This is a genomic window from Stenotrophomonas africana, assembly GCF_013004645.1.
Lineage (GTDB): Bacteria > Pseudomonadota > Gammaproteobacteria > Xanthomonadales > Xanthomonadaceae > Stenotrophomonas > Stenotrophomonas africana.
In genome coordinates this window covers 73,594-88,344 of record NZ_JABEME010000003.1, presented here as the reverse complement: position 1 = coordinate 88,344, position 14,751 = coordinate 73,594, and the positions used below count along the sequence as shown (strand labels likewise).

The window sequence follows — 14,751 nt, the reverse complement described above, 5'->3', positions numbered from 1 at the left end:
ATCGTGAGTCTCGCCCTTGATGCCTTCTGCTGAGTCCGCGCACGACACTGCCCTGTCCGGCTGCGCGCGCGAACCGATCCACACCCCCGGCGCGATCCAGCCGTACGGCGTGCTTCTTGTCGTTGAGCCGCACTCCCTGCTGGTGCGCGAGCGCGCCATCAGCCACCCGGGGCTGCTGCAGCAGTTTGGCGAGCCATTGATGCAGCCTGTCAGCGAGGTGCTGGGCGGGGTGCTGGCCCCGTTCCAGGGGTTGTTCCAGCAGGCCATGGTCGGCAGCAGTGCCCACGTCGGTGCAGTGCATCTGGACGGCCACGGCCGGCATCAGTTGCTGGTGCACCGTTCGGTCACCGATCTGCTGGTCGAGCTGGAAGCACCGGTCCCGGGCCAGCCGGGCTCACTGGAAGAGTTGTATCCGGCCATCCGCGAACTGATGACCGGCATTGAATCGGCGGCGACGGTGGAAGACCTGTGCACGCTGGCGGCCGCGCACATGCGCCGGCTCACCGGCTTCGACCGCACCCTGGTCTATCAGTTCGATGCTGGCTGGAACGGTATGGTGGTGGCGGAGGATGGCAACGGCCTGTTGCCGTCCTACCTGGACCTGCGCTTCCCCGAGTCGGACATTCCCGCGCAGGCCCGCGAACTCTACCGCCGCAACAGGGTCCGCCTGATCGCGGACAACAACTACACCCCTGCCCCGCTGATGCGGGCCGAGGACCATCGCGACGCGCCGCCCACCGACCTGAGCCTGGCGGTGCTGCGCAGCGTCTCGCCGGTGCACCTGCACTACATGCGCAACATGGGTACCGGCGCGTCGATGTCGGTGTCGCTGGTGCATGAAGGTCGCTTGTGGGGCCTGGTGTCCTGCCACACCGTGCAGCCGCGCCGCCTGCCCTACCACGTGCGCACTGCCTGCGAGTTCATGGGCCAGATCCTGTCGCTGCAGATTGCGTTGAAGGAGCGTGCGCGTGCGATCGAAGAGCGCGTTGCCCGTCGCTCGATACTGGTCAAACTACTGGGTCGCATGGCCGGCGACGAAGAATTCATGGCGGCCCTGCGCCAGGACGAAGCCAGCCTGCTGTCGCTGACTGGCGCGGCCGGCGCAGCGATCGTGCACAAGGGCGAGTGCCTGCGTGTCGGCGAGTGCCCTTCCGCCAGCGACGTGCTGGCCCTGGCGAATTGGCTGGCCACGCAGCAGGCCGGCCAGGAAACCTACTGCACCGACCACCTGGCAGCCGACTGGCCGCCTGCCGCGCACTTGGCCGACGTAGCCAGCGGCCTGCTGGCGGTGTCCATTTCGCAGCTGCATGACAGTTACCTGATGTGGTTCCGCCCGGAAGTGGTCCGCACCGTGCGCTGGGGCGGCGACCCACGCAAGGCCGCGGCGCCCGGCGTGGCGCTGTCCCCGCGCAACTCGTTCGAGGCCTGGAAGGAGACCGTGCAGCAGCGCAGCCTGCCGTGGAGCGACGCTGACTGCGACGCGGCACACGAAATGCGCACGGCCATCGTCGATATCGTGCTGCGCAAGGCCGAGGAAATGGCCGAGCTGAACGAGCAGCTGCTCCGCAGCAACAAGGAACTGGAAGCCTTCTCCTACTCGGTCAGCCATGATCTGCGCGCACCGTTCCGCCACATCGTCGGCTATTCGGAACTGCTGGGCAGCTCGGCGGGCGAACGCCTGAACGATACCGAGCGCCGCTTCCTCGATACGATCGTTGAATCGGCCAAGTCCGCGGGGACTCTGGTGGATGACCTGCTCAGCTTCTCGCAGATGGGGCGCTCCACGCTGGGGCGTGTGCGGCTGGACATGACCGCGCTGGCCGAGGATGTGCGCCGCAGCCTGGCCCTGGACTACACCGGCCGCGACGTGCAGTGGACGCTCGCACCGCTGCCGGAGGTCGAAGCCGACCCAACGATGCTGCGCCTGGTCTGGCAGAACCTGCTGGCCAACGCAATCAAGTTCACCCGCGAGCGCGAACACGCGATGATCGAGGTTGGCCACGAGCGCAACGACGACGAAGACCACTTCTTCGTGCGCGACAACGGCTGCGGCTTCGATATGCGCTACGTGGACAAGCTGTTCGGCGTGTTCCAGCGCCTGCACCACGTCGAAGAGTTCGAAGGCACCGGCATCGGCCTGGCCAATGTCCGCCGTATCATCGGCCGCCATGGCGGCCGTACCTGGGCCGAGGGCGAGCCCGGCAAGGGCGCCACGATTCATTTCACCCTACCCCGTTCCACAGGAGATCACCCATGAGGGACCTGCGGCCGATCCTCCTGGTGGAGGACAGCCCCAAGGATGCCGAGCTGACGCTGGCCGCGTTGTCACGCTGCCAGTTGCTGAACGACGTCATCCATGTACGCGACGGCGCCGAGGCGCTGGATTACCTGCGCTGCGAAGGCAAGTTCGCCGGCGCCATGCACGGCGGCCCGGTGGTGGTGCTGCTGGACCTGAAGCTGCCCAAGGTCAATGGCCTTGAAGTACTGGAGCAGGTGCGTGGCGACCGGCAGCTGAGCAGCACCCCGGTGGTGATGCTGACCTCCTCGCGCGAGGAGCAGGACCTGGTTCGCAGCTACGAGCTGGGCGTGAATGCCTTCGTGGTCAAGCCGGTCGACTTCAAGGAGTTTTTCGACGCCATCCAGGGGCTGGGCATGTTCTGGGGCATCACCAACCAGCCACCGCCGCATCGGCCCAACGGCTCGGGGCAGCACAATGCGTGATGGATCGCGCCGCAGCGAGCGCCTGCGCATCCTCATGCTGGAGGACAGCGCGCTTGATGCGGAGCTGATCAGCGCCCAGCTGCAGCGTGCCGGCCTCGATTTCGAGGCTGAGCGCCTGTGGACCCGCAACGCCTTCATCGAGGCCATCGACAGCCGGCCGTTCGACGTGATCCTGGCCGATCATGTGCTGCCGGGATTCGACGGCGATGCCGCCCTCGCGCTGGCACGCGAGCGGGTTCCGGAGACCCCCTTCATCTTCGTCTCCGGCACGCTGACCGAAGAGCTGGCCGTGCAGGCGTTGACCCGCGGCGCGCGCGACTACGTTGTCAAGCAGCGCCTGCAGCGGCTGCCCGACGCGATCCGTCGTGCACGGCAGGAGGCCCATGAACGCACCCAGCTTGTGCGGGCCCAGGTTGCGCTGAACGACAGCCAGGCACAGCTGCAGCAGGTGACCGATGCGGTTCCGGCGCTGATTGCCCAGCTCGACAAGGCACATCGCTACCGCTTCGCCAACAAGGCATTCCTGGACTGGCACGGCGTCAGCCTGGCCGAACTGCTGGGTCGGGCGGCACGGGATGTCAGCGGTATTTCGGCCTTCGAACACGCCCTGCCCAGCCTGGAACGGGTACTGCAGGGAGAACGCACCAGCTTCCAGGTCGAGCTGGTCCATCGCAGCGGCGAGTCACGGTTCGTGCAGATGGACTGTGTTCCTGAGCATGCGGCCGATGGCAGCGTGGTCGGCTACATCTGCCTGGGCAGCGACATCTCGCAGCTGAAGCAGGCCGAGCTGGCCCTGCGCGAAGACAACCAACTGCTCGAGCAGCAGGTGCAGGCGCGCACTGCCGAGTTGCGCTCCAGCAAGCGACGCCTGCAGGCGATCTTCGAATCCAGCTTCCAGCATCAGGTTCTGCTGGATCTGTCCGGGCGCGTGGTTGATGCCAATGACGCGTCACTGGCCGCGGTGCTTGCAGACAAGAAGGACATTGTTGGCATGCGCTTCGGCGAATCGCTCTGGTTCGCCACAACCGATGGCATCAGCGCGCTGATCGATCAGGCCGTCGCCGCAGCCGTACAGGGCCGGAGTTCCCTGCATTCACTGGAGCTGGAGCTTCCGACCGGGCGGCGCAGTTTCGACTTCTCGTTCCGCCCGCTGCTGGATACCGAAGGCGTGGTCACCGCCCTGGTCTCCGAGGCGGTGGAAACCACCGCGCGGCTGCAGGCCGAACACGCGCTGCGCCAGTCACAGAAGATCGAAGCGGTCGGCCAGCTCACCGGCGGCATCGCGCATGATTTCAACAACATCCTGACGGTCATCTCCGGCAACGTCGAGCACGCCATGCTGCTCAACGAGCGCGCAGGCGAAGCCGGAGCAATGGTCAGCCGGGCGCTGGGCAACGCACTGAAGGGTGTCGGCCGTGCCGCCAGCCTGACCCAGCGCCTGCTGGCGTTTGCCCGTCGCCAGCCGCTGCACAGCCAGGCCGCCAACCTCCACGAGCGCCTGCTGGACATGCACGACATGCTGCAGCGTGCACTGGGTGAGCTGGTGCAGCTGGAGATCCGCAGCGCCGAGGACATCTGGTGCGTGGAAATCGACGTCAGCCAGCTGGAGGCCTCCGTGCTGAACCTGGCGGTCAATGCCCGCGATGCGATGCCGCATGGCGGCCGGCTGGTGATCGAGGTCGACAACAGCCACCTCGATCACGACTACGCCGCCCTGTTCCCGGATGCAACACCGGGCGAGTACGTGATGTTGCGGGTGCGGGACAACGGCCACGGCATGGATGCGGCGACCCTGGCCCGCGTGTTCGAACCGTTCTTCACGACCAAGCAGGTCGGCCGCGGCACCGGGCTGGGTCTGTCGATGGTGCATGGGTTCGTCAAGCAGTCCGGCGGCCACGTGCTGATCGATTCGGTGGAAGGCGGTGGCACCAGCATCACCATGATGTTTCCGCGCTCACCGCTGGCCCTGCCTTGCGAAGCACGCACCCCGCAGACCGGTCTGGCGGGTTACTCACCGCGAGAGGAAACCATTCTGGTGGCCGAGGACAACGACGATGTCCGCGCCCACACGGTGGATTCGCTGCGGCTGCTCGGCTATCGCGTGCTGGAAGCCCACGACGGCCCCTCCGCGCTGCGGCTGCTGGAACGCCCCGATACCAGGGTGAACCTGTTGTTCTCGGACGTGGTGATGCCCGGCATGTCGGGCTGGGAGCTGGTGCGTGAAGTCCGTGAACGCTGGCCGGAAGTTGCCGTGCTGTTCACCTCGGGCTATCCACGTGACCATGACCAGGCGGGCAGCCAGGGACGCGCGGTTGCGCTGCTGCCGAAGCCGTTTACCCGCAGTGACCTGGCGACCGCGGTGCGCACCGCGCTGGAGGCGGCGCCACACTGAGGTCAGGCCCCCGGATCGGGTACGCCAGCCGCGATCCGGTTGATGTCCGCGCACTCCACCGTTGCCGGCGGATGCTCTCTACCGGCCAGCGCAATCATCGCCTGACCGAGAGCCAGATTGCTGGTCATCAACGATGGCGAAATCGCGCCGGCCAGCTTCATCAACGGCGCGCCGCCCCAGTACAGGGGCTTCAGCAGGGCATGACGGGTGCCAGTGCCCGGGACCGGCCTGACGCCCCCCGGGCGCAGCATCACGGTACGCACCGGCAGGGCCTGCAATGCCACCTCGGTCTCGCCCTTCACCCTCAGCGGCATCAATCGACTCGTGGGATCCGCACCGGCACCTGATACATACAGGAAGCAGCCTTGCGGGTTCACGGCAGCCCACGCGCGGGCCACGGCCAGCGTGGTGTCCAGGGTCACGCGCCGATACTCGCCCTCGGCCGTGCCGACCGGCGGTGCTCCAGCACAGTAGAAGCAGGCATCGAACCCGGCCAGTTCATAAGGCCGTGCGTCGATACGCAGGAAGTCCGGGACGATCAGTTCGCTGCCGGGCCCGCTCAGACTGCCCGGGCGCCGCACCAGCGCGGTCAGTCCGGCGACCTCCGGCGAGCGCTGGCAGGCCAGCGCCACGCCCTGCCCCACCAGGCCGGCGGCGCCGGTCAACAGAATCCGTAGTGCACCCGTCCCGGCCATCGTCACACCCGCCCTAGAGCTTCACAAACCGTTGCACCTTCCGTGCCAGCCAACCACTGAACACCAGCGGCGCATCCAGCGCCGACACGCAGATGCACGGCACCCCTGGCGCGGTCACCGGTTGATGCTCCACATCTTCATCCAGGTCCGCAACATCGCCCGGCGCGAACAGCCCCAGCGCATCGTTGTATGAACCCCGCAGAATCTGGGTCAGTTCGCTGCGGCCATGGCTGTGCATGGGAAGGCACTTGCCCGGCGCGATCTTCAACATGATCAGCGAGGGCATCTGCTCGGCACGGATGCAATGCACACCCGGCGCCATCCAGCGCCAATGCAGTCCGCTGAGCGACGCACCGAAGTAGGGATGCAGCGAGGCCGGCAGATGATCCGGATCGGCCTCAGGCCGCTCCTTCGACACGGGGCGTACGACCCCAGCCATGGTCATCGGCGCTTCCGTGGCCAGTTGCATCAGCATCGCCTCGCGCAACTTTTCGCGCCGCGCGTCGGCGGCAGGCGGCTGTGTCTGCTCCAGCAGCACCGAGCCGATAGCCTCTGCCTCGCGCAGTCGCTGACGGCAATGCGGGCACTGCTCCAGGTGGGCACCGGCCACGATGCTCAACGGCGCCGGCAGCGCGCCTGCGGCATAGCTCATGAGGGTGGATTCGTGCAGGTGGTGGTGCGGGCTCACAGCGCACCTCCCACTTTGGCCTGCAGCTGCAGGAACGCACGCCGCAGGTGTGACTTCACCGTCCCCAACGGCATGCCGAGCGCCTCGGCAATCTCGCTGTGGCTCTTGGCTTCGAAATAGGACATCCGCACCAGCCGCGCCTGCACTGCGGGCAGCTCGTTGATGCGCTGGCGCAGCCGTGCCTGGTCTGCGAACTGCTCTGCGCTGCTGCGCTCGATCACGTCCAGTGTGGCGGCGTCCTCCACCGCTGACTGCACCTGCATCCAGCTTCGCTCGCGACGGATGCGATCGATATGCAGGTTCCGCGCAATCCGGTACAGCCACGTACTCAGCGCGCCCTGGGCCGCATCGTAGTCGGCCGCTCGCAGCCACAGGCGCAGCAGACATTCCTGCGCCAGTTCCTCGGCAACCGCATCCGGCGCACCCAGGCCGCGCAGGTACACGCACAACCGCGGCATGAAGTAGTCGTAGATCCGCATGAAACAGTCGCGGTCGCGCAGGCGCGCTACGCCGTCCATGTCTCCGGCCCAGTTCGTCGGCTCGCTGCTCGGCTGCTGGGAACTGGACACGGTGCGTGCGGTATCGAAGTTGAGGAGAGTGCTGGCGGCGTCAGGGTACATCGGCGTTCGCGGCGGGCGGGTGAAGGTCTGTCCTCTGTACGCGCGGGGGCAGCAATTGGATGCAGCCGGAACTGCGCATCCAACCAGCCGCCCCCGCCGTATCAACTGAGCCCTCCACCTCCGGATGAAGACCATGCGCACTGCCTGGCTGCTGCTGTGCCTGCCCCATGCCGCGCTGGCGGCCCCCTGGCTGCGTAGTGAGGGCGTGGCTACCTCCGCGCAGGGCGACATCCTCTACCGTGAAGTGCACTGGCGGCGAGAGGCAACGGAGGGTGCCGAGCGCTGGGTGCTGTACCAGTGCCCGGATGGCCAGCCCTTCGCCCGCAAGCATCTGCCCGCCAGTGCCCGCCCGCAGGCACGGGGTTACTCGCTGGAAGACCGCCGCAGCGGCCAGACCGCTGTAGTCGATGCCACTGGCGACTCGGTATCGATTGCCTGGAAGGAGGATGCCGCCAGCGAGCTGCGGCGTCGCCAGCTTGAACTGCCGCCGGACGCGGTGATCGATGCAGGGTTCGACGCCGCGGTGCGCGCGCACTGGCCGGCGCTGCTGCGCGGCGAACGCATCAGCCTGCCCTTCCTGGTGCCGGGACGGCAGCGCTATTTCCCGGTGCAGGTGCGGCGCATCGGTCCGGTACGTTGGCAGGGTATCGATGGCCAATCGATCGACGTCAGTCTGGACACCTGGTACGGCGGCGTCGCGCCCCGCCTGTCACTGGTCTATGCCAACGCCGACCGTCGATTGCTGGAGTTCCGAGGCACCAGCAACCTGCGTGATGCCCGCGGCAGCTACCCGCCGGTGACGGTGCGCTTCAGCTCGCCAGCTGCCGAGCGACCGGCAAGCGACTGGCAGCGGGTATGGACGCAGCCCTTGGTTGACCGCTGCACCGTGACGCCCGGGTGAAGGCTAAATTTTCCGTGTCGCGTCGCATCCACTGCACGCTCTGCTGCGTACAGATAGCCAAGACACCCGCCGAGATCCGCCATGGCCTCTGTAGCGCCCCTCCCCCGTCGACGCTGGCGCCTGCTGCGTACGCTCCAGAGCTGGTTCGATACCGGCAATGGCGTAGTGGCCACCGGTGAACGGCCCGGCCGCATCGACTGGTTGCGCGCGGTACCCTTCGCATTGATGCACCTGGCGTGCATCGCGGTGATCTGGGTAGGTGTGTCGTGGACGGCGGTCGCCGTGGCCATGGCGCTTTATGCGGTGCGCATGTTCGCCATCACCGCGTTCTATCACCGCTACTTCTCGCACCGCACCTTCCAGGCGTCACGAACGGTGCAGTTCGTGTTCGCTGTCATCGGCGCTTCCAGCGTGCAGCGCGGTCCGCTGTGGTGGGCTGCCCATCATCGCCACCACCATCGTCACGCCGACCAGCCATTGGATCCGCACTCGCCGCGCGAAGGCGGCTTCTGGCGCAGCCATATGGGCTGGTTCCTGACCCGAGAAGCCTTCGCCACGGATCTGTCGCGGGTACCCGACCTGGCGCGCTTCCCCGAGCTGCGCTGGCTCGACCGCTTCGATACCGCGGTGCCGGTCGTGCTGGCCGCAGCGCTGTACGCACTGGGCGCCGCCCTGGAGCGCTGGGCGCCTGGCCTGCACACCTCGGGACCGCAGTTGCTGGTCTGGGGCTTCTTCATTTCCACCATCGTGCTGTTCCATGCCACCGTCACCATCAACTCGCTGGCGCATCGTTTCGGTCGCCGCCGCTTCGAGACCCGCGACGACAGCCGCAACAATCTGTGGCTGGCGCTGCTCACCTTCGGCGAAGGCTGGCACAACAACCATCATTTCTTCCCCGGCACCGTGCGCCAGGGATTCCGCTGGTGGGAGGTGGACCTGACCTGGTACGGACTGCGCGCGATGTCGATGTTGGGCCTGGTCAAAGGGCTCAAGCCCATCCCCGGGTGGGTTCTGGCCAAGGCGAGGTACTGACGTGCGTATTGCGATCATCGGCTCGGGTATCGCGGGGCTGGCCAGTGCCTGGTGGCTGGATGGCCAGCACGACGTCACGCTGTTCGAGGCCAACGACTACCTCGGCGGCCACACCCACACCCACGACGTGCAGGTCGATGGCGCACGCCTGGCGGTGGATACCGGTTTCATTGTGTTCAACCCCCAGCACTATCCGCTGCTGACGGCGCTGTTCGACGAGCTGGGTGTAGCCTCGCAACCGACCACGATGAGCTTCTCCATGCACAGTGAGCGCAGCGGCGTGGAGTACAACGCCACCTCGCTCGATGGGCTGTTCTGCCAGCGCCGCAACCTGGTATCGCCACGTTTCTGGGGCATGCTGGCCGACCTTCGCCGGTTCTATCGTGACGCGCCGTTGCTGCTGGCCGAAGAAGACGGCCCCACGCTGGGCGAGTACCTGCGCAGCCAGCGCTATGGCGAGGCGTTCATCGACGAGCACCTGCTGCCGATGGCCTCGGCACTGTGGTCGTCACCGGCGGTCACCGTGCAGGACTTCCCGGCGCGCTACCTGGCCCAGTTCATGGCCAATCACCAGATGCTACAGATGACCGGCCGCCCGAGCTGGCGGGTAGTCAGCGGCGGATCGGCGCGCTACGTGGATGCGCTGCGCCGCCGCTGGCGCGTGCATGAGCGGCTGCAATGCCCCGTCAGCACCGTCGAACGCATGCCCTGGGGCGCACGCGTGCACAGCGCTGCTGGCGTGGAGGCCTTCGACGAAGTGATCCTGGCCTGCCACAGCGACCAGGCGCTGGCCCTGCTGGCCGATGCGGACGCCGGCGAGCGTGAGGTGCTGGGCGCCATCCGCTATCAATCCAATGAGGCGGTGCTGCATACCGATGCCTCGTTGCTGCCGCGCAACCGCAAGGCCTGGGCAGCGTGGAACGCGCACGTGCCGCAGGATCGCGCCGCGCCCTGCACCGTCAGCTACTGCATGAATCTGCTTCAGGGCCTGCCCGGCGACACCCCCCTGGTAGTGACGCTTAACCGCAGCGAGGCAATCGACCCCACCAAGGTGCTGCGAACCCTGCATTACGCGCACCCCGTACACGACCACGCCGCAGTGCGGGCGCAGCAGCGCTGGGCGGAACTGCAGGGTCGTCGCCACACCTGGTTTGCAGGCGCCTATTGGGGTTGGGGCTTCCACGAGGATGGTATCCGCAGTGCCCGACGCGTGGTCGACGCCCTGCAGGCCTGCGCGCCACACCAGCGGGCACAGGCTCCGGGCGAGGTGGCGGCATGAGCGCCAGTGCGCTCTATTTCGGGCAGGTGATGCATCGCCGGCATCATCCGCATCCGCATGCATTCCGTTACCCGATCGCGCAGCTGCTGCTCGATCTGGATGAACTCGATACGGTGTTCGCCGGGCGTTGGTTGTGGTCGGTCAATCGGCGCAATCTCGCCGAGTTCCGCCGCAGCGACTACTTCGGTGACCGGGCGCAGCCGCTGGCCGATGCGGTGCGCGACCATGCTGCAGCCACGCTCGGTTACAGGCCTACCGGCCCGGTACGACTGCTCACCCATCTTCGCTTCGCCGGGCATGTGTTCAATCCGGTCAGTTTCTACTATTGCTACCAGGCCGATGGCAGCACGCTGGACTGCATCGTCGCCGAGATCACCAACACGCCCTGGAAGGAACGGCACGCCTATGTGCTGCCGGTCGCTACCGCCACGCACCAAGGCAGTTCACTGCGTTGGCAGTTCGACAAGCGCTTCCATGTATCGCCGTTCATGCCGATGGACTGCCACTACGACTGGCGGTTCAACCGCCCGGGTCAGGACCTGCGCGTGCACATGCAGGTCTGGCGCGACGGCGTGCGCCAGTTCGATGCCACCCAGGCCATGCAGCGGCATGCCCTGGACGGTCGCGGGCTGGCCCGGGTCCTGGCCTGCTACCCACTGATGACCACCCAGGTGGTGGCCGCCATCCACTGGCACGCACTGCGGCTGTGGCTGAAGCGCAACCCCGTGCATGACCACCCTACCCTTGCCGAGAAACCGCGATGAATTCGATCACTCCTTCGGTCGCGCTGCCGCGCCCCGGCACACTGGATGCCTTCCTGCGCCGCCGCCTGCTGGCCCAGCTTGCGCCGCTGCGTGACGGCCGCCTGTGCGTGCGCGACGCGCTCGGCGAAGTCTGGCTGGGTGATGCCCGCGGCGAACTGCATGTCACCGTCACCATCGATGACCCCGCGTTCTATAGAAAGGTCGCGGCACAGGGCAGCGTCGGCGCAGGAGAAAGCTACATCCACGGCGAGTGGCACTGTGACGACCTGGTCGCACTGATACGCCTGCTGGTGCGCAATCGCGATCTGCTCGACGGCATGGAACGTGGCCCGGCCCGCGTGGGGGGCTGGCTGCTGCGCGGCTGGAACCGCCTGCGCCGCAACAGCCGTGAAGGCAGCCGCCGCAACATCGCCGCGCACTACGACCTCGGCAACGATTTCTTCGCGCTGTTCCTGTCGCCGGACCTGATGTATTCCTCGGCCCTGTTCGACACCGAAAGCGAGCCACTGGAGGCAGCGTCGCGGCGCAAGCTGGATCGGATCTGCCAACAGCTGGCGCTGAAGCCCGGCGACCGCGTGGTCGAGATCGGCACCGGCTGGGGCGGGTTTGCCGTGCATGCAGCGCAGCACTATGGCTGCCATGTCACCACCACCACCATCTCCGCAGAACAGCACGCACTGGCGGCCGAGCGTGTCCGCGCCGCCGGCCTGCAGGACCGGGTCACGCTGCTGATGCAGGACTACCGCGACCTGCAGGGCCAGTACGACAAACTGGTGTCGATCGAGATGATCGAAGCCATCGGCGCAGAGTACCTGGACACCTACATGGCCACGTTGCAGCGGCTGCTGAAACCGGATGGCGTTGCCCTGCTGCAGGCCATCACCATCGAGGACCATCGCTACGAGCAGGCCCGGCGCAGCGTCGACTACATCAAACGCTATGTATTCCCGGGCAGCTTCATTCCGTCGATCAACGCGATCATGGCCGCCAAGACCCGATCCAGCGACCTGCAGCTGATCGCGCAGCAGGACTTCGGGCATTCCTATGCACTGACGCTGCGTGCCTGGCGCCAGCGCTTCCTGGCGCAGCTGCCTACGGTACAGGCGCAGGGTTTCGACGCCGGCTTCTGCCGGATGTGGGAGTTCTACCTGGCCTACTGCGAGGGTGGGTTCCTCGAGCGTTCGATCGGCGTATCGCATCTGGTTCTCGCACGTCCCGGCCATCGGCCCGCCGTCCCGCCCGGCCAGGCCACCTGAGATGCGCCGGCCATGGGGCAATCTGCTTGGCAACCAGCTGGTCTGGCTCTGTGCCGTAGCCGGTGCCGGGCACGGCCTGCAATGGCCGGCGCTGCTGGCAGCGTTGCTTTACATCGGCAGCCAGCTGCTGACCTCGCCGCAGGTGCGGCTGGACGTCCGGCTGATGATGCTGGCGCTGGCCTGCGCATGGCTGGTCGACGCCAGTGCCGCCGCCAGCGGTACGGTGCGCTACGCGGCAGCCCCGTTGGGTTGGGTGCCGCCGCCCTGGATCATGGCGTTGTGGGCGGCGTTCGCGATGACGCTGACCAGGTCGATGCGTTTCCTGCAGCGGCACCTCGCCCTGCCGGCCCTGTTCGGCCTGCTGCTGGCACCGCTGGCCTATCTCTCCGCAGCGCGGGGATTCGATGCGGTCCGGTTCCATGCGCCGCTGTGGCAGGGGCCGCTGGTGCTGGGTGTGGGCTGGAGCATCGCGCTTTCGCTGCTGTGCCAGGTCGCCCGTCGCGGCTCCCGCATCACCCCTACGCCTTTGGCCGGAGCACCATCATGATCAATCTGTTGTGGGTCCTGCTGTATGCCGTACTGGTGATGAGCTGGGGCTGGGCCTGGCAGCGCCGCCGCCACAACATCGGCGTGGTCGATGTGCTCTGGGCCAAGGGCGTGGCCGCCTCCGCCCTGCTGCTGGCGCTGCTCGGCGATGGCGCGATGGTGCCGCGGGTTGCGTTGGGCGTACTCGGCGGCCTGTGGGGCAGCCGACTGGCCCTGCACCTGTGGCACCGGGTTCGCAGCGAACCGGAAGACGGGCGCTATCGCTATCTGCGCGAATACTGGCAGGGCCATCAGGGCAAGATCTTCGGCTTCTTCATGGCGCAGGCGCTGCTGATCGCCCTGTTCGCCCTGCCCTTCGTCGCGGTGGCCGCCAATCCCCGGGGCGACCTGACCCTGTGGGTGGTCGCCGCAGCGCTGGTCTGGCTGCTGAGCGTCGGCGGCGAAAGCCTGGCCGACCATCAGCTGGCCCGCTTCCGCGCCGATCCGGCGAACAAGGGCCACACCTGCCGCGAGGGGCTGTGGCGTTATTCCCGCCATCCCAACTACTTCTTCGAGTGGCTGCACTGGTTCAGCTACGTCCTGCTCGCGGTCGGCTCACCACTGTGGTGGCTGGCCTGGGCCGGCCCGCTGCTGATGTACGTGTTCCTGCGCTACCTCAGCGGCATTCCATTCACCGAGAAGCAGGCGCTGCGCAGCCGTGGCGATGACTACCGCGACTACCAGCGCAGCACGCCGATGTTCTTTCCCTGGTTTCCCCGTTCTTCCAAGGAGCATTCCGCATGAGCGCGATCCCGTCACTGAATCCAGCCGAAGATGCGGAAACCGGGCTGATCGCCTGGGCCGAACGCGGGCTGGTCCCCGATGCGGCGCTGCGCGCGGGTATCCGCCGCTTGTGCGCGCGACGCCTGCATGAGGAAAGCGAAGGTGGCATCGAAGGCCAATCCGCACGCTTCAGCCAGCGCATCGCCGAGCTGGCCGACAGTCCACTCGCGCTGCATACCGACGCGGCCAATCGCCAGCACTATGAAGTTCCTGCGGCATTCTTCCAGGCCTGCCTGGGCAAGCGACTGAAGTACAGCAGCTGCTACTACCCCACCGGGCGCGAAACGCTGGACCAGGCGGAGGACGCCATGCTGGAACTGTACGGCCAGCGCGCCGGACTGGCCGATGGCCAGCAGATTCTTGAGCTGGGCTGCGGCTGGGGCTCACTGACCCTGTGGATGGCCGAGCGCTATCCGCAGGCGCGTATCACCGCTGTGTCCAACTCGCACAGCCAACGCCAGCACATCATGGCGCAGTGCCAGGCGCGCGGCCTGGGCAACGTCGAGGTGCTGACGTGTGACGTCAACCAACTCGACCTGCCGACAGCGCGGTTCGACCGCTGCGTTTCAGTGGAGATGTTCGAGCACGTGCGCAACTACGAGCGCCTGCTGGCCGGCATCGCACGGTGGCTGAAACCGGATGGTGCGCTGTTCGTGCACATCTTCGCCCATCGCACGTTGATGTATCCGTTCGAGACCGACGGTGGTGACAATTGGATGGGCCGCTACTTTTTCACCGGCGGATTGATGCCTGCGGCCGACACGCTGCTGCATTTCCAGCGCGACCTGCGCCTGGACCAGCGCTGGCTACTGGACGGTACCCACTACCAGCGCACGGCCGACCACTGGCTGGCCAACCAGGATGCAGCCCGCGAGCAGGTGATGCCGGTATTGATCGCCACCTACGGCCAGGCTGCAGCGAAGATCTGGTGGCAGCGCTGGCGGATGTTCTGGATGGCATGCGCCGAGCTGTTCGGCTACGACGACGGCCAGCAGTGGCTGGTGGCCCACTATCTGTTCCGCCCCCGCTGAGGTC

The 14,751-nt window shown here is 66.9% G+C and carries 14 protein-coding genes; 11 read left to right on the top strand and 3 right to left on the bottom strand.

What is annotated here, in order from left to right; all coding sequences use genetic code 11:
- Positions 1-19 precede the first annotated feature (19 nt).
- Genes HLA98_RS06830 through HLA98_RS06820 form a run of 3 tightly spaced genes read left to right on the top strand, consistent with a single transcriptional unit; the run spans position 20 to position 5,113 of the window.
- Complete coding sequence (locus HLA98_RS06830; protein WP_057501151.1) at positions 20-2,257, top strand: ATP-binding protein; 2,238 nt, start codon at positions 20-22, stop codon at positions 2,255-2,257.
- Entirely contained in the window at positions 2,254-2,721 is a 468-nt protein-coding gene (locus tag HLA98_RS06825; protein WP_057501150.1) for a response regulator, read from the top strand. The genes HLA98_RS06830 and HLA98_RS06825 overlap by 4 nt, the downstream gene beginning before the upstream one ends.
- Positions 2,714-5,113: a response regulator gene (locus HLA98_RS06820; protein WP_057501149.1), complete on the top strand. Its 2,400-nt coding sequence runs from the start codon at positions 2,714-2,716 to the stop codon at positions 5,111-5,113. The genes HLA98_RS06825 and HLA98_RS06820 overlap by 8 nt, the downstream gene beginning before the upstream one ends.
- Positions 5,114-5,115: 2 nt before the next feature.
- On the opposite strand, the gene HLA98_RS06815 is transcribed toward HLA98_RS06820, so the two are convergent.
- The 3 genes from HLA98_RS06815 to HLA98_RS06805 are packed head-to-tail and all read right to left on the bottom strand — an operon-like array spanning position 5,116 to position 7,116.
- Positions 5,116-5,808, bottom strand: coding sequence for a Rossmann-fold NAD(P)-binding domain-containing protein (locus HLA98_RS06815; protein WP_057501168.1), 693 nt, complete (start codon positions 5,806-5,808; stop codon positions 5,116-5,118).
- A gap of 13 nt (positions 5,809-5,821) precedes the next feature.
- Positions 5,822-6,496: a ChrR family anti-sigma-E factor gene (locus HLA98_RS06810; RefSeq protein WP_057501148.1), complete on the bottom strand. Its 675-nt coding sequence runs from the start codon at positions 6,494-6,496 to the stop codon at positions 5,822-5,824.
- Entirely contained in the window at positions 6,493-7,116 is a 624-nt protein-coding gene (locus HLA98_RS06805; RefSeq protein ID WP_049449486.1) for a sigma-70 family RNA polymerase sigma factor, read from the bottom strand. Before HLA98_RS06805 ends, HLA98_RS06810 begins: the two co-directional genes overlap by 4 nt.
- A 133-nt stretch (positions 7,117-7,249) precedes the next feature.
- On the opposite strand from HLA98_RS06805, the gene HLA98_RS06800 reads away from it, so the two are divergent.
- The 8 genes from HLA98_RS06800 to HLA98_RS06765 all read left to right on the top strand — a co-directional run bounded on the left by HLA98_RS06800 (position 7,250) and on the right by HLA98_RS06765 (position 14,747).
- Complete coding sequence (locus HLA98_RS06800) at positions 7,250-8,017, top strand: hypothetical protein (protein ID WP_057501167.1); 768 nt, start codon at positions 7,250-7,252, stop codon at positions 8,015-8,017.
- A gap of 81 nt (positions 8,018-8,098) precedes the next feature.
- Positions 8,099-9,049 (top strand): acyl-CoA desaturase, encoded by a 951-nt coding sequence (locus HLA98_RS06795; protein ID WP_057501147.1) that lies wholly within the window; start codon positions 8,099-8,101, stop codon positions 9,047-9,049.
- 1 nt (position 9,050) lies between these two features.
- Positions 9,051-10,328 (top strand): NAD(P)/FAD-dependent oxidoreductase, encoded by a 1,278-nt coding sequence (locus HLA98_RS06790; RefSeq protein ID WP_057501146.1) that lies wholly within the window; start codon positions 9,051-9,053, stop codon positions 10,326-10,328.
- Positions 10,325-11,092, top strand: coding sequence for a DUF1365 domain-containing protein (locus HLA98_RS06785; RefSeq protein ID WP_057501145.1), 768 nt, complete (start codon positions 10,325-10,327; stop codon positions 11,090-11,092). Before HLA98_RS06790 ends, HLA98_RS06785 begins: the two co-directional genes overlap by 4 nt.
- Positions 11,089-12,348, top strand: a complete 1,260-nt coding sequence (locus tag HLA98_RS06780) for an SAM-dependent methyltransferase (RefSeq protein WP_057501144.1) — start codon at positions 11,089-11,091, stop codon at positions 12,346-12,348. The genes HLA98_RS06785 and HLA98_RS06780 overlap by 4 nt, the downstream gene beginning before the upstream one ends.
- 1 nt (position 12,349) lies before the next feature.
- On the top strand, positions 12,350-12,895 hold the full coding sequence (locus HLA98_RS06775) for a DUF2878 domain-containing protein (protein WP_057501143.1): 546 nt from the start codon (positions 12,350-12,352) through the stop codon (positions 12,893-12,895).
- Positions 12,892-13,677: a DUF1295 domain-containing protein gene (locus tag HLA98_RS06770; protein WP_057501142.1), complete on the top strand. Its 786-nt coding sequence runs from the start codon at positions 12,892-12,894 to the stop codon at positions 13,675-13,677. The genes HLA98_RS06775 and HLA98_RS06770 overlap by 4 nt, the downstream gene beginning before the upstream one ends.
- Positions 13,674-14,747: an SAM-dependent methyltransferase gene (locus HLA98_RS06765; RefSeq protein ID WP_057501141.1), complete on the top strand. Its 1,074-nt coding sequence runs from the start codon at positions 13,674-13,676 to the stop codon at positions 14,745-14,747. Before HLA98_RS06770 ends, HLA98_RS06765 begins: the two co-directional genes overlap by 4 nt.
- Positions 14,748-14,751: the final 4 nt, after the last annotated feature.

What these genes read in the sequence shown, in the direction of transcription:
- HLA98_RS06830 (WP_057501151.1), top strand. Translation starts at nt 20, where the DNA reads ATGCCTTCTGCTGAGTCCGCGCACGACACTGCCCTGTCCGGCTGCGCG.
- HLA98_RS06825 (WP_057501150.1), top strand. Translation starts at nt 2,254, where the DNA reads ATGAGGGACCTGCGGCCGATCCTCCTGGTGGAGGACAGCCCCAAGGAT.
- HLA98_RS06820 (WP_057501149.1), top strand. Translation starts at nt 2,714, where the DNA reads ATGCGTGATGGATCGCGCCGCAGCGAGCGCCTGCGCATCCTCATGCTG.
- HLA98_RS06815 (WP_057501168.1), bottom strand. Translation starts at nt 5,808, where the DNA reads ATGGCCGGGACGGGTGCACTACGGATTCTGTTGACCGGCGCCGCCGGC.
- HLA98_RS06805 (WP_049449486.1), bottom strand. Translation starts at nt 7,116, where the DNA reads ATGTACCCTGACGCCGCCAGCACTCTCCTCAACTTCGATACCGCACGC.
- HLA98_RS06800 (WP_057501167.1), top strand. Translation starts at nt 7,250, where the DNA reads ATGCGCACTGCCTGGCTGCTGCTGTGCCTGCCCCATGCCGCGCTGGCG.
- HLA98_RS06795 (WP_057501147.1), top strand. Translation starts at nt 8,099, where the DNA reads ATGGCCTCTGTAGCGCCCCTCCCCCGTCGACGCTGGCGCCTGCTGCGT.
- HLA98_RS06785 (WP_057501145.1), top strand. Translation starts at nt 10,325, where the DNA reads ATGAGCGCCAGTGCGCTCTATTTCGGGCAGGTGATGCATCGCCGGCAT.
- HLA98_RS06780 (WP_057501144.1), top strand. Translation starts at nt 11,089, where the DNA reads ATGAATTCGATCACTCCTTCGGTCGCGCTGCCGCGCCCCGGCACACTG.
- HLA98_RS06775 (WP_057501143.1), top strand. Translation starts at nt 12,350, where the DNA reads ATGCGCCGGCCATGGGGCAATCTGCTTGGCAACCAGCTGGTCTGGCTC.
- HLA98_RS06770 (WP_057501142.1), top strand. Translation starts at nt 12,892, where the DNA reads ATGATCAATCTGTTGTGGGTCCTGCTGTATGCCGTACTGGTGATGAGC.
- HLA98_RS06765 (WP_057501141.1), top strand. Translation starts at nt 13,674, where the DNA reads ATGAGCGCGATCCCGTCACTGAATCCAGCCGAAGATGCGGAAACCGGG.